Here is a 13,741-nt window from a genome sequence, read left to right as displayed (position 1 = left end):
GGTTCTTTCCCGCTTCACAGCTCAAGCCGGCCGGCGCCGATGATCGGTGCGCCTGCCGGCTTTTTGCCGTTTCAAGACAAGGCGATCGGAACGTGCTGCAATTGGGAGCGATGGGGAGCGGAATGGCTTCGGTGATTCCATGCGAGGGTCAGGTCAAGGCGGATTCGGATACCGGAGAGGATGAACGGGTCAAAAGATGGGAGGCATACAGAAGCGGGTATTCGTACGCGGCTCGCTTGGACTGCTTGAAGGAGGAATAAAGGCTCTTTTGCGGCATTCCGTTCACTTCGATGATCCAGGGATGTCCGGCGCGGTCCAGCGCCAGATCGACGCTCAATTCGCCGAGGCTTCTCTCCTGGGCCTCGTCCAGCCGTTCCGCGGCGGCGATGCCGATTGCTTTGATTTCTTCCAGGAGCGGCTTGGCGCGTTCCGGCAGAAACACGATCTTCAGCACGTCGGCTGTCAGGATGATGCGTTCGGCGATGCTGGTATTGAAGCAGCCTTTGGCGGCGATTCGGCTGACGGCGCTGGTCGCAGTCCATTCGCCGTTGCCGTTTTTCTGAACAAGCACGCGAATGTCGAAATACTGGCCGAACAAGGTGAGGGCGGGAATTCCGGATTGAACCATATGAGGGGCGGAGCCGAGGAGCTCTCGGAGCTGATGATGGAACCGGGAATGGTCTTCGAAGATGTGGCTGGGAAGGAGATAGTGGTTGCCGAGGTGAATCTCGCCCGAAGCCTTCAGCTCGGCGCGGAAGACGCCGATGCCCTTGCTTCCGTGGATGGGCTTGAAGTAGAGGATGCGGTGAAGATCGAGGAGTCTGTCGACCGAGGCTTCGTCATGAGGCTCGCCGGCCGGGAGGTGGGGAGCGAGCACGGGGCTCAGGATGCGGTGGACGTCCATCTTGTCGAGGTGGTTGATGCCGTTGAAGAGGAATCCGGTGCCGATTTCGGCCTCAAGCCTTTTGATCAGCAGGGGGTCCGGCTCGTAACAGCGGTTGTAGATGACGCGGGGGAGGGGGAACTTCGACAGACCCCATCTTCGCTTCAGGCGATGGAGGGCGGTCACCCGCTTGCGCTTCCAGTCGATATCGGAGAGGGTGAAGCAGATCAGCTTCAGTCCGGTCGGATTGTGGCGCCGGTAGAGGGCGAGGAGCGCTCTGCCCGTTTTTGCATTCGGCACGAGGATGCCGAGCAGCTCTTTCTTGCTCATGGGCTTTCTTCAGCAGCCTCCTTCGGGTTGTCATGGCTGTCCCTGTTAGAATATGCCTTGTCTGCCGCTTCTGATTGGACAGCGATGCACCGCCCCAAAAAATGTGCGCCTGTCTGGCGTAACTCCCTAGACCGCAGCGGAATAAGATGATTGCGGGATGGGAAATCCTTCCTTCGTCTGAATCAACCGTATTTATATAGCTTAGAGGAGTGGGTACTTTCATGGGTAGACTTCCAGGGCCTCCAGGGCCTCCAGGACCGCAAGGACCGCAAGGACCGCAAGGACCGCAAGGACCTCAAGGCATTCCGGGACCGATCGGTCCGATCGGCCCCGCAGGGCCTGCAGGAGCAGCGGGCGCGGCAGGTCTTGTCGGCGCAACGGGAGCGACGGGAGCGACGGGCGCGGCAGGTGCGGCAGGCGCCGCCGGCGCAATCGGAGCGACAGGGGCAACGGGCGCGACGGGAGCAACGGGCGCTACCGGGGCGGCTGCCGGCGGAGCGATCATTCCATTCGCTTCGGGCATTCCTATCGTCATGGCTTCCGTAATCGACGGCCTGGCCGGCACAGCCGGACTCGTAGCCTTCGGCACGGGCGTTCCGAGCGTCGCGCTTGTCGGCACGACGATCGATCTGACGGGCGGAGCGCTCGGCACGACGCTGGATGAATCGTTCGTCGTCCCGCGGGCCGGCACGATCAACGCGGTTTATGCCTCCTTCAGCAACGTCCTGGCCCTGACGCTCGTCGGCACGACCGTCACGGTGACGGCGCAGCTGTACAGCTCGCCGGCAGGCAGCACGGTGTTCACGCCGCTGGCCGGCACGGCTGTCGCTCTCGCTCCTGCGCTCACCGGCATTGTCGCTGTCGGCGCGGTCAGCACGGGCTCGGTTACAGGCATAGCGGTTCCGGTAGCGGCCGGCACGCGTCTGCTGCTCGCGTACACGATTACCGCGACCGGCCTCGATCTCGTTCAAGTCGTCACCGGCTTCGCCAGCGCGGGCGTATCGATCATCTAGAACGGCTGCATGAAGGCATTTCGGATCGCGGGAGCTTCGTTCCTCCCGCAATTCCGGAATGCCTTTTTTGAATCGGACCGCAAAAAAATCCCCGTCCGGTCCGAACCGGTACGGGGATGAAGTCAAATGAACAGGTTGATGCCGGACTGATCGGCCTTGCCGAGGTAATAGCCGACCCCGCCGAGCTTGACGCCGTCGATCAGCTCCTCGCGCTTGATGCCCATGACGTCCATCGACATCGTGCAGGCGACGACCTCTACGCCTTGCCCGATCGCGGTCTGGATCAGCTCCTCGAGGGAGGAGATGTTGCTGCCCTTCATGACGCCGCGGATCATCTTGGCGCCCATGCCGCCCATATTCATCCTGGACATGCCCAGCTTGCGGCTGCCGCGCGGCATCATCATGCCGAACAGCCTGCCGATGAAGCTCTTCTCCACCGCCACCTTTTCGGAACGGCGGATGACGTTGAGTCCCCAGAACGTGAAGAACATCGTCACTTTCTTGCCGCTGGCTGCAGCGCCGTTGGCAATGATGAACGAAGCGATCGCTTTGTCCAGATCGCCGCTGAAGACGATGAGGGAGCTGCCTTCGGGCGCATCGCCCGAACGGGGAGAGGCCGCCGCGGCTTCGGCGGCGGCAGGCTTGCGCACATAAGCCTCGATGACGCCGCGAGGTTTCTTCTCAAGCTGCAGCAGCTCGTTTCGGGACATGGCGGCCCAAGCTCTTATATCCTCATAGAAGCCCGGGTCGGTCGCAGTGACGCGGAGCACCTGTCCTTCCTCCATCGCATCGATCTTCTGCTTGACCTCGATCAGCGGGCCGGGGCAGCTGAGGCCGCATGCATCGAGCTCGGCGTGGGCTTGGGCGACAGCCTCCTTCGGCGGCGTTGCTTGTCCGGCAGCCGATTCGGCAGCGGCTGCCGATGGGGCTCCGGCCGGCGGAATCATGACGAGCGGCTGCCGGGGCGGATTCGGTTTATACTGTGCCATTTGGTAGCTTTTATACCCTCCTGTCAGGTTGCGTACGGAGAAGCCCTTCTGGAGCAGGATGCGCGAAGCGGTATAGCCGCGGAGCCCGACCTGGCAGTAGACCCAGATTTCCTTTGCGGGGTCCAGCTCACCAAGGCGTTCGCGCAGCTCGTCCACCGGGATATGGAGCGAGCCCGGAATATGGCCGTTTTCATGCTCCGGCACCGTGCGGACATCGATCAGCATCGTCCCTCCGGCGCTGCGGGAGCCGAGCTCATCCGCCGTGAACACATTCGTTCTGCCGGTCAAAATGTTCTCCGCCGTATATCCGGCCATGTTGACGGGGTCCTTGGCGGAGGAGAAAGGAGGCGCGTAGGCGAGCTCCAGCTCCGTCAGATCCGTGACGCTTCCGCGGAGCCGGATGACAGCGGCAATGGAGTCGATCCGCTTGTCGACGCCGTCGGCTCCCACGGCCTGGGCTCCCAGAACGCGGCCTTCATCATTGAAGATGAGCTTGAGCGTCATTGGCGAGGCGCCCGGATAATAGCCGGCATGGGAGCTCGGATGGACAACGGTGACCCGGTAGGGAATGCCGAGCCGCTTCAGCATCTTCTCGTTCAGTCCGGTAGCCGCTCCGGTCAGGCCGAACACTTTGATGATCGAGGTGCCTTGCGTGCCCTTGTAGCAGCTGTGTAGTCCGCACGCGTTGTCGGCGGCGATCCTTCCCTGCTTGTTGGCAGGTCCGGCCAGCGGGATGGCGGCAGCCCGTCCGCTGACGTAATCCACCACCTCCACCGCATCTCCGACCGCGAACACATCCTGCAGATTCGTTTCCAGGCGTTCGTTGACGCGGATATGGCCCCGCTCGCCGAGCTCAAGACCGCTGTCCTTCAGGAAATTCGTGTCGGGAACGACGCCCGCGGCCCAAATGACGATGTCGCCGGCAACCGTCCGGCCGCCTGCAAGGCGCGCTTCAATCCGATCGCCGGCATCCGCAAAAGCTTGAACCGTATCGTTCATGATCAGCGTGACGCCGCTCTGCTCCATTTCCCTGGCCAGCGCGGAGGCCATCTCCGGATCGAACGGAGCGAGAATCTGGCTGCCGGACTGGATGAGCGTGACATCGAGACCGAGCTCTCGCAGATTCTCCGCCATTTCCACGCCGATGTATCCTCCTCCGACAACGAGGGCCGCGCGTACGCCGTCCCGGCCGACCTGTTCCTTGATGCGGTCCATGTCGGGAATATTGCGCAGGGTATGCACCTTCGGATTGCCGATGCCTGGGATATCCGGCTTCAGCGGCTTCGCGCCGGGCGACAGGATCAGGGCGTCGTAGCTTTCCTCATATACCCCGTCCGCGGCAGATCTTACGGTGACGGTCCTGGCTTCCGCATTGAGGCCGATCACTTCGCTCCCGGTGCGGATGTCGAGCCCGAAGCGCCGCGTCATCGCCTCCGGCGTCTGGACGAGCAGCTTGGAGCGGTCCTTGATGGAATTCCCGATATAATAAGGCAGGCCGCAATTGGCGAATGAAATGTAGGCATCCCTTTCGAACATGACGATATGGGCTTCCTCGTCGAGCCTGCGCAGCCGCGCGGCAGCCGAAGCGCCTCCTGCGACTCCGCCGACGATCAGTATTTTTCTAGGCATCAAGCTTCATCCTCTCCGGTAATCATATGGACAAGCGCATGGACTTTGGCATCCGGCACCGAATAATGGACTTCAAGGCCGCTGCGGCTCGTCACGACGATGCCGGCAGAGCGGAGCTTCTGCAGATGCTGGGAAACGGTCGACTGCGGCAGTCCGAGGCATTCCTGCATATAGGAAACATTGCAGGAGCCCTTGCCGATCAGTCCTCTGACGATGCAGAGGCGGATCGGGTGGGCAAGCGCCTTGAGCAGCTCGGCCGCCTGCTCGTAAACTTTCACATTCATGTTCATGTCCATCCTGCTGATTCTCCCCTCCCGTCATAGTATCGTAATATTAGAATATAGCGATACAAAAGGCAAGGAAAGAGAGGGGAATTCATGCCGGAAATGTGTCCGGTTCCTTTCTCTGCCGGCAGGGGCATTGGGCGTCCGGAATGAAAGCAGCCTTAATCCCATGGAGGATCAAGGCTGTCTAGCTGCTTGATGATCCTGCAGGCAGGCGCGGTTGAACTTCTCCAGGAGGGCGCCGAACTGCTTCTGCTCCTCATCGGACCATCCCGCCAGCAGCTCGGCGATATAGTCGGCTCTGACTTTGCGGTTCGCCTCCAAGGCCAGGGCGCCGGCCTCCGTCAGCTCGAGGGAATAGGAACGGCCGTCCTGGGGATTCGGAATCCGGTACGCCAACCCCTTCTGCTCCAGGGCAGCCGATTGGCGGCTTACGGTGGATATGTCCAGACGGAAATCATCTGCGAGCGCCTTGACGCCGGCCGATCTCCTCGATGAGATCTGCTGGAGGAGCAAATAAGCGGAGCGGTCCAGCATTCCTTCCTTCCTGTAGGTCGTGGCGGAGGCTACGAGCCTGGCGAGGATGGAGAGCTCGAGCTCGATATGCTCGAAAGGAAGTTCGTTCATGGCAATTCCTCATTATCGTTCGGCATAGGTTCGGGGCAGCTCATCCCGCTGCTGCATGAACTCTCGGCGGCAGGGATGACCCATTGACAGGATGTCCAGTAGTTGTATAATACAAGTATATACTTTCATCATACAACTTGTTTGAGGCATCCGCAAATCGGTATCGAGGGGTTATGAGGATGAAAGCCAAGGATTTTATGATCTCGAAGGTTTATAAGGTCAAGGAAACCGATACGGTGAGGGATGTCATCGAGAGATTTCTTGCTTACCGCATCAGCGGCCTGCCCGTCGTCAACGAGCGCAACGTTATCGTCGGATACGTCAGCGACGGAGACATCATGCGATATATCGGCAAGCATGAAGACATTGTCGTCGATGCCTTTTATTTCACGGCCGTCGTGAATGGCGACAACGACGAGTACGAGGAGAGGCTGAAGCGGCTGCTTCCTTTGAACGTCATGGCGATCGCCAAGAAAAAAGTTGTAACCGCTTCCGTGGAGGACGACATCGAGCAGATCGCCGCCATCCTGGGCAAGAAGCAGATCAAAAAGCTGCCGGTCCACCGGGGCGGCGTCCTTGCGGGCATCATCAGCCGCGGCGACGTCATCCGGCAATCGTTTCAGTCTCTTCTGTAAGAAAACAGCCTGCAAGCGCTGTCCGGCCAAAAAAGAGCCCATGATGCCGATCCGGCATCATGGGCTCTCCTTCGTTCTGCGATCCGCGGATCACTTCATCGCTTGATAGATGGCTTCCAGCAGCTCTCCGTTCATGTTCTGGCCGTACTCCCAGAACATGATGCCGCCGAGGCCGCCGGATTTCGCGTAATTCACTTTTCCCGTCAGCGATTCCGCATCGTCGTAGCTGAGGAAGCCGCCGCTGGAATTGGTCAGGTACGGGGCCCTTGCGGTGGAATCCCACTGGCGAGTCCAGCCGTTCTTGTTGATATAGCTCGCCTTGAGCTCATCATAGGTGTAGTCGCCGGAGCCATGGGAGTAAAAGGCGCCTCCGGCGACGAGCTTCGCTGCCGGAGCGCCCTTGCTCTTCAGCAGTTTGACGGCGGAATCGACGCTGAAGCTTGCCATCGAGGAGTTGTATAGAGCGGTGTGATGGGTATTCGCTCCGTTCTGCAGATCGTACGTCATGACATTGAGGAAATCGAAGGAAGGAATGACGGCGGCGATATCGATGTTGCCGAGACCGTAATCGGAGGCGCCGACTGCGGCAGTGAGCTGGTATTTGTTGGCGGAGCGTCCATCGGCGGAGCTGGCCGCGTCCAGAACCGAACGGAGCTTCTGGATGAACAACGTATAGTTCGCGCGGTCGCCGGAGCCCGGATATTCCCAATCGATATCGATGCCGTCCAGCTTATTGGCCCTGATATAGGAGACGGCGCTGTTGGCGAACGCCGTGCGGCTTGCTTCCGAAGCCGCCGCTGCCGGGAAGCTGGCGGAGCGGCCCCAGCCGCCGACGGAGACGAGAACCTTGAGATTCGGATTTTTGGATTTTAGCGAGACGAGCTGCGACAGCTTGCCGGCATCCCCTCCGCCGACACCGGTAGAGGTCGCGTCGGCGAAGGCGTAGAACACATGCGTCAGCTTCTCGGCCGGCACGGTGCTGATGACGGGGAAATGCCAGTCGGCTACATAGGCGCCGATGATTTTTCCGGCAGGCGCAGGAGTGGCCGTCGGCGTCGGCGTTTTGGTCGGCACCGGCGTCGGTGTCGGCGTGGCGCTAGGCTTAGGCGTTGCCGAAGGAGCAGGCGTTACTGTCGGAGTCGGCGTAGGGGATGCCGAGCAGACGGACAGCACTTTCCAAGCTCCCCATTCTCCGGCGAGATCCGGACGCTCGCCTTGCGTCCACCATTTGGCTTCGTACAGCGTGCCGGAGTAGACCGCCTTCTGCCCGACGGTATAGATGGATGACGAGCTCCAGGCAGCGATTCCGCTGCATGCATCCGCAGCGCTGGCCTTCTGGACGGCGACGCCTTGCGGAATGAGCGAGAAGGCAAGCAGCACGGCAAGCATCAAGACTCTCAGCGCGGAAGCGGCGATGCGGCGGTTCGGTTTGAACATGAACGATACCTCCTGAAGGATGGAATGATAGGGGCGAAGCAGGAATGAGAGGGAATATCCGGCCTCCTTTTGTCGAATCTATTGAAAGCACTTTCATTATCAATGAAAGTGCTTATCGATAAAAGGGGAAAATTGGATGGAGACAGGGAGAAATTTCTAGCAAATGGGAATAGAGGCCTGGAGAGGATCAAGGAAAAGGGACTATTCATGCCGTGCAGGGGAGGGGGCGGGCGCAATCCTATTCCCTTCGCCTCGTCCGCTATCCGGCAATCGTCATCTTGGAAAAGATATTGAGCAGGATCGGCGTGGAGGGGAGCTGGAGAACATCGAGCCAAGAAAGAGTCGGCGTCATTCACAACGCAATTCGACAAAACAGCTATTCTTGAAGGCTCGGGGCCATCCTGGTGCCAGGCTTTGATTATTTGGCGCCGTTCATGGTGCCGAACAGATTATCCACTTTTCGTAGAATTATAGGGATATGCAACTAAAGCCGTGCCAATGCTGGAGGCTTTTCATAGTCTGGAATACTATGCATAGTTCTGCAAGCCTACCAATTATGAAAGACTTCTAATAATCCAAAGGGAGGAGTTCGACAAGAAACTACGAATATTAACCATTAGCAAACAGGCTTGAAACAAATAAATGCCGAATTTTCGTTAAGAAAAACGGGGGAACCAATCGGGGTGAATGAATTCTGCAAGAGAGAATTCTAGGGAACCTTCTACCGAACCCATCAGCTAACTTCGTAGGCACCGGAGGGAGAACCATCTGTGAAGAAAGTCATCATGTCCATCACCGCTTTCATTCTTATTGCCGTGTTCGCATCATCCAGCGTATTCGCGAGCACCGAGTTGAAGTCATCCATCGGCAAGGTTCTCGGCACTCCCTACAAGTATGGAGGCACGACTACGGCAGGGTTCGACTGCTCGGGATTCGTCCGCTATATTTTCGGTCAGTTCGACGTGAAGCTGCCGCGCTCCTCCCAGTCCCAGGCCAAGGCCGGCACGAAGGTGGACAAGGATGATCTTCGTCCGGGGGATCTCGTCTTCTTCAACACCAGCGGCCGCGGCATCTCGCATGCCGGCATCTATGTCGGAGACGGCAAGTTCGCCCACTCCTCGAGCAAGGGCGTCCGTTACACGGATCTGGACGATGCCTACTATGCCAAGCGCTACGTTACGGCGCGCCGCGTCGCGACGGGCGAGGATTACAGCAAGATGGTGAGCGAAGAGGAAGAAACGGCCGACGACGCCGGAGAATGACGGGCGGTAGTGTAGGATGAAGAGAGACAGGCGGCATGAGCCGCCTGTCTCTCTTTTTTGCGCAGTCGGCCGAATTCAGCAGCAGGACCAAAAAGAAGCCTTCCCGCGGGGGAAGGCTTCTTTTTGGCTTCAGTCCGAAGGCTCTTCCTTCGGCACATGCTTGAATATCTCGCCGGATTCCATCAGATCGATGACCCGGTCCAGCCACAAATAATAGTCGATCGCTTGGCGGATCTTCTCGAGATCGCCGCCGATCAGGACTTGCATGGCTTCCGAGCCGCCGCTCTCCGCCAGCTTGTCGAGCTCCGCCTTGGAGCGGCGGAGCGCCATCAGGTTGAGCTCCACGGCCTTTCTCCACTTCAGGACGAAAAAATCGGCGAAAGTCTGGTGCCAGTCCCGCTCGACCTCATACAAGTCCTTCCGCGATCCCTTCTCCCATACCTTGTTCACCATATTCAAATCAACCAGCGTGCGGATACCGGTGCTCATGCTGGTTTTGCTCATTTCCATCGCTTGGCCCATCTCGTCGAGATTCATCGGCTTGTCCTGGAAAAACATGAGCCCATACAGCAGTCCTGTCGATTGCGTAATGCCGTACAGGTCCATGTTCTTGCCGATGGACTCGATCACGCGCTTGCGCGCCTTCTGGATTGCCTGCTCCTGCGCGGCCTCCAAGCCGGCGAAATCATTGGTCATCATGTCCGCTCCTTCATCGCCTTCTCGGCTGACAAAGTAATTGTAAGAAACAATTCCGGCAATGTAAAGCGGTTAATGAACGAGCATGTGAGAGGATACGGGAGCATTTCGCATGTAAAGTATGTACAGAAAAAACCGTACGTACTTATTATACGGATAAAACGGTTGACGGTGTCCTAAATTGTTCGATAGACTAGTTCGAGTGAGCGTTGGCCGCAAGCGAGGCCATGAGGAGGTGAAGCGCTTGTCGATCATTGAAGTCACGGATGTGACGAAAATATTCGGCGAGGATCCAAAACGAATTCTGCCGCTTCTGAAGGAAGGGTGGAGCAAGGACAGGATCTTTAAAGAAACGAGGCATACGGTTGGGGTCAACCGGGTCCAGTTTGCCGTCGAGCCTGGGGAAATCTTTGTCATCATGGGATTGTCCGGCAGCGGCAAATCGACTCTCGTGCGTCTGCTGAACAGGCTGATCGAGCCGACGGGAGGCGCCATCCGCATCGCGGGACAGGATATTACCCGCCTGAATGCGGAGCAGCTGAGGAAGGTGCGCCAGAAAAAGATCAGCATGGTCTTCCAGAAATTCGCGCTCTTCCCGCATCGGACGCTGCTTGAAAACGTGGAGTACGGGCTTGAGGTCCAGAAGGTGCCCAAAAAGGAAAGAGAGCCGAAAGCGAGGGAAGCGCTGCGGCTTGTCGGGCTGGAAGAGAGGGCCGACAGCTATCCCGAGCAGCTGAGCGGCGGCATGCAGCAGCGGGTCGGACTGGCAAGGGCGCTTGCGAACGACCCTGAGATCCTGCTGATGGACGAAGCGTTCAGCGCGCTCGATCCGCTCATCCGCAAGGACATGCAGGACGAACTGCTGGAGCTTCAGGAGAAAATGAAAAAAACGATCGTGTTCATTACGCATGATCTGGATGAGGCGCTGCGGATCGGGGACCGCATCGCGCTCATGAAGGACGGAGCGATCGTGCAGATCGGCACGCCGGAAGAAATCATGGTCAATCCTGCCAACGAATATGTGGAGAGGTTCGTCGAGGACGTGGATCTGTCCAAGGTGCTGACCGCCTCCCATGTGATGCTGCGTCCCGAGACGATCGGCCTCGACCGCGGCGCCAGGGTCGCCCTGCAGCTGATGCGCGAGAGCGGCATCTCCAATCTGTTCGTGACCGACCGCAGCCGCAAGCTGATCGGCGTCATTACCGCCGACGACGCGTCGGAAGCGGTGAGGCGCGGGCAGCCGCTGGAGGAGATCGTCGTCCGTGATACTCCGGTCGTCACTCCGGAGATGCTGCTCCACGAGCTGTTCGACATATGCGGCACCAGCAAGTACCCGGTCGCCGTCGTGAACGAGGCGGGACGGATCGTCGGCGTCATCGTGCGCGGAGCGGTGCTCGGAGCGCTTGCCGGACATGTCGCGGAACGGGAGGTGAGCGTCGATGCTGCCGAAACTACCGCTTGATAAATGGGTGGACCGCATGGTCGATTCCATCGAGGAGAACATGAATTTCCTGTTCGATCCGATTTCAGCCGGAATCGAAGGCGTCGTGGACTTTTTCTCTTATCTGCTCCATCTTCCCCCTGCGCTCGTGCTGATCGTCCTGTTTACGGCGCTGGCCTGGTGGATCATGCGCTGGCCGATGGCGCTGTTCACATTCGTCGGCTTGTTCCTGATCGACAATCTCGGCTATTGGGACCATACGATGGATACGCTGGCGCTCGTGCTGACATCGGCGATCGTCAGCATCGTGCTCGGCGTGCCGATCGGAATCGCCTGCGCCCGGAACAACCGCACGCAGAGCATCGTGACGCCCATCCTTGATTTCATGCAGACGATGCCGGCCTTCGTCTATCTGATCCCGGCCGTGACGTTCTTCAATCTGGGCGTCGTGCCCGGCGTCATCGCCTCGGTCATTTTCGCGGTGCCGCCGACGATCCGCCTGACGAATCTCGGCATCCGGCAGGTGCCCGCCGATCTGGTGGAGGCGGCCGATTCTTTCGGCTCCACCCCTTCCCAGAAGCTGTTCAAGGTGCAGCTGCCGCTCGCGGTGCCGTCGATCATGGCGGGCATCAACCAGACGCTCATGCTCGCTCTGTCCATGGTCGTCATCGCTTCCCTGATCGGGGCGCAGGGCATCGGAGCGGATGTGTACCGCGCCGTCAGCCAGATCAAGACGGGCAAAGGCTTCGAAGCCGGCCTGGCCATCGTCATTCTGGCGATCTTCCTGGATCGGCTGACGCAGCATCTCGTCAAAGGAAAAAAACATGCAGACAGGAGAGGATAGATTTTGATTCGGAACTCTTGGAAAATGGCAGGGATACTCGGACTTGCTGGAGCCATCGCGCTTGGAGGCTGTTCAGCGGCCAACAATGGAAACGGGACGGATTCCGGCGGAAGCGAGCAATCCGTCGGCAAGGCAGTCGGCTATAAAATCATCGGCATCGATCCCGGCGCCGGCCTGATGGCTGCCGCCAATCGGGCTGTCGAGGACTACGGCCTGACGGATTGGACGCTGGTCGAAGGCTCGGGAGCGGCGATGACGATTGCGCTCGACAAGGCGATCAAGAAGAAGGAGCCGATCATCGTCACCGGCTGGACGCCCCACTGGATGTTCGGGAAGTATGATCTGAAATATCTGGACGATCCCAAAAAATCGTTCGGGGAGGACGAGGAGATCCATACGATCGTGCGCGGCGGATTGAAGCAGGATGCGCCGTCGGTTTATGAATTCCTCGACCGCTTCGAATGGACGGATGCCGATATGGCCAAAGTGATGGTGGCCATCCAGGAAGGCGCCGAACCGGCCGCAGCCGCAGCCGATTGGGCGAAAGACAACGCGGCCTTGATCGACGGCTGGGTGGACGGCATCGAGAAGGTGTCCGGCAAGCCGTTCAAGCTCGCCTACGTAGCCTGGGATTCCGAGATCGCCAGCACGAACGTTGTGGCGTGGGTGCTGGAGAACCGTCTCGGCTACAAGACGGAGCTGCTGCAGGTGGAAGCCGGTCCGATGTGGGCGGGAGTGGCGAACGGCGACGCCGACGCGATCGTGGCGGCATGGCTGCCGATCACGCACAAGGACTATGCGGAGCAGTACAAGGACAAGTACGAGGATCTCGGGGCGAACCTGAAGGGTACGAGGCTTGGCCTCGTCGTTCCTTCCTATATGGATATTTCCTCGATCGAGGATTTGGCCAAGTAGAGCGGCTCGGAGTTTCGGCAGGCTCCAAGCTCAAGGATCGGGGCTTCAGCAGCTTGCCGGACGGGCAAATTGAAAACCAGCAGGCAGGCGCATTTCCGAATGCGCCTGCCTGCTGGTTTTTTATGTCTTAGCGCGGGACAGCCGCTTTATCCGCTCAAGCCGCTCCGGCCCGGAAAACCAGCGGTCCTGGGAAAGGAGCGGATGCGCCTGGCCGAAGCATTCGGCGGCTTCATGATAGCGTCCAAGCGCAAGCAGGCATTCTCCGAGCTCCTCGTATACGTACCCGTCCGGATCGGCGGCATCCCTGGACTTCAGCAGATCCAGCCGGATCGGATAAGCTTCGCCTGCCCGGCCGCGACAAAACAAGGCAGCGCTTCCGTCTGGCGGGAGGAGGAGTTGTAGACGCGGCCCCGCTCCAGCCAATAGCGGATTGCGGCCGAAGGAGTGGATTCCGGAAGCAGCGTCTGCGCGATGTCCAGAACGGCTTCGGCCTCGCTGAATTTCTGCTGAAGGCCGAGGGAGCGGGCAATCTGCGTCAGCAGCTCGGCCCGATAGCCGCAGCTCTCGGACTTCTCGATTTCCTCGTACCGGGTCCTGAACCGCTGCTCCGTCTGATCCGGCTGTACACCTTCCTTTTTCCCGGGGATGGAAGGGATGGAGCTGTCCATCGCGCCGTATTATAATGAAAGGCGTAATCGCAAGACAGAAAGGAGGCGAAGCGAATGATTTTGGTCAGCTCCCGCTTGGCCGGGCATG

General features: G+C 59.2%; 13 protein-coding genes and 1 riboswitch. Of the genes, 6 read left to right on the top strand and 7 right to left on the bottom strand.

From position 1 onward, the window contains the following. Positions 1 to 148: 148 nt before the first annotated feature. The gene (locus CIC07_RS16445) at positions 149 to 1,213 is read right to left on the bottom strand and encodes a YheC/YheD family endospore coat-associated protein (protein ID WP_076354559.1); all 1,065 of its coding nucleotides are present in this window, start codon (positions 1,211 to 1,213) and stop codon (positions 149 to 151) included. Positions 1,214 to 1,434: 221 nt separating this feature from the next. Between CIC07_RS16445 and CIC07_RS16440 the strand changes: the two genes are divergently transcribed. Beyond that, a complete protein-coding gene (locus CIC07_RS16440) occupies positions 1,435 to 2,226 on the top strand; it encodes an exosporium glycoprotein BclB-related protein (protein ID WP_076354561.1) in 792 nt (263 codons plus the stop codon). Between the two features lie 122 nt (positions 2,227 to 2,348). Here the strand turns inward: CIC07_RS16440 and CIC07_RS16435 are convergent, their stop codons facing one another. The 3 genes from CIC07_RS16435 to CIC07_RS16425 all read right to left on the bottom strand — a co-directional run bounded on the left by CIC07_RS16435 (position 2,349) and on the right by CIC07_RS16425 (position 5,755). After that, complete coding sequence (locus tag CIC07_RS16435) at positions 2,349 to 4,844, bottom strand: DsrE/DsrF/DrsH-like family protein (RefSeq protein ID WP_076354563.1); 2,496 nt, start codon at positions 4,842 to 4,844, stop codon at positions 2,349 to 2,351. Next, complete coding sequence (locus tag CIC07_RS16430) at positions 4,844 to 5,134, bottom strand: ArsR/SmtB family transcription factor (protein ID WP_076356844.1); 291 nt, start codon at positions 5,132 to 5,134, stop codon at positions 4,844 to 4,846. Before CIC07_RS16430 ends, CIC07_RS16435 begins: the two co-directional genes overlap by 1 nt. Before the next feature lie 171 nt (positions 5,135 to 5,305). Beyond that, a complete protein-coding gene (locus CIC07_RS16425; protein WP_076354565.1) occupies positions 5,306 to 5,755 on the bottom strand; it encodes a MarR family winged helix-turn-helix transcriptional regulator in 450 nt (149 codons plus the stop codon). Positions 5,756 to 5,934: 179 nt separating this feature from the next. Here CIC07_RS16425 and CIC07_RS16420 point away from each other — a divergent pair, with 179 nt between their 5' ends. Next, positions 5,935 to 6,390 carry a CBS domain-containing protein gene (locus tag CIC07_RS16420; RefSeq protein WP_076354567.1) on the top strand — a complete coding sequence of 152 codons (456 nt, stop codon included), beginning with the start codon at positions 5,935 to 5,937 and terminating at the stop codon, positions 6,388 to 6,390. 90 nt (positions 6,391 to 6,480) lie between these two features. Here the strand turns inward: CIC07_RS16420 and CIC07_RS16415 are convergent, their stop codons facing one another. After that, positions 6,481 to 7,827: a glycosyl hydrolase family 18 protein gene (locus CIC07_RS16415; RefSeq protein ID WP_076354569.1), complete on the bottom strand. Its 1,347-nt coding sequence runs from the start codon at positions 7,825 to 7,827 to the stop codon at positions 6,481 to 6,483. Between the two features lie 633 nt (positions 7,828 to 8,460). After that, a riboswitch (cyclic di-AMP (ydaO/yuaA leader) is annotated at positions 8,461 to 8,594 on the top strand. A gap of 3 nt (positions 8,595 to 8,597) precedes the next feature. Here CIC07_RS16415 and CIC07_RS16410 point away from each other — a divergent pair. Then, positions 8,598 to 9,089 (top strand): C40 family peptidase, encoded by a 492-nt coding sequence (locus CIC07_RS16410; protein ID WP_021881457.1) that lies wholly within the window; start codon positions 8,598 to 8,600, stop codon positions 9,087 to 9,089. 129 nt (positions 9,090 to 9,218) lie between these two features. On the opposite strand, the gene CIC07_RS16405 is transcribed toward CIC07_RS16410, so the two are convergent. Then, positions 9,219 to 9,788 carry a GbsR/MarR family transcriptional regulator gene (locus CIC07_RS16405; protein WP_076354571.1) on the bottom strand — a complete coding sequence of 190 codons (570 nt, stop codon included), beginning with the start codon at positions 9,786 to 9,788 and terminating at the stop codon, positions 9,219 to 9,221. A gap of 241 nt (positions 9,789 to 10,029) precedes the next feature. Here CIC07_RS16405 and CIC07_RS16400 point away from each other — a divergent pair, with 241 nt between their 5' ends. Genes CIC07_RS16400 through CIC07_RS16390 form a run of 3 tightly spaced genes read left to right on the top strand, consistent with a single transcriptional unit; the run spans position 10,030 to position 12,985 of the window. Continuing rightward, positions 10,030 to 11,247 (top strand): quaternary amine ABC transporter ATP-binding protein, encoded by a 1,218-nt coding sequence (locus tag CIC07_RS16400; RefSeq protein ID WP_076354573.1) that lies wholly within the window; start codon positions 10,030 to 10,032, stop codon positions 11,245 to 11,247. Continuing rightward, positions 11,225 to 12,070 (top strand): ABC transporter permease, encoded by an 846-nt coding sequence (locus tag CIC07_RS16395; RefSeq protein WP_076354581.1) that lies wholly within the window; start codon positions 11,225 to 11,227, stop codon positions 12,068 to 12,070. The genes CIC07_RS16400 and CIC07_RS16395 overlap by 23 nt, the downstream gene beginning before the upstream one ends. Positions 12,071 to 12,094: 24 nt before the next feature. Beyond that, positions 12,095 to 12,985, top strand: coding sequence for a glycine betaine ABC transporter substrate-binding protein (locus CIC07_RS16390; RefSeq protein WP_076354583.1), 891 nt, complete (start codon positions 12,095 to 12,097; stop codon positions 12,983 to 12,985). Between the two features lie 311 nt (positions 12,986 to 13,296). On the opposite strand, the gene CIC07_RS16385 is transcribed toward CIC07_RS16390, so the two are convergent. After that, positions 13,297 to 13,653 (bottom strand): hypothetical protein, encoded by a 357-nt coding sequence (locus CIC07_RS16385; protein WP_076354587.1) that lies wholly within the window; start codon positions 13,651 to 13,653, stop codon positions 13,297 to 13,299. Positions 13,654 to 13,741: the final 88 nt, after the last annotated feature.

This window comes from Paenibacillus sp. RUD330, assembly GCF_002243345.2.
Classification (GTDB): Bacteria; Bacillota; Bacilli; order Paenibacillales; family Paenibacillaceae; genus Paenibacillus_O.
Note: the sequence above shows the minus strand (reverse complement) of the source record. Positions and strands in the feature narration are given on the sequence as shown.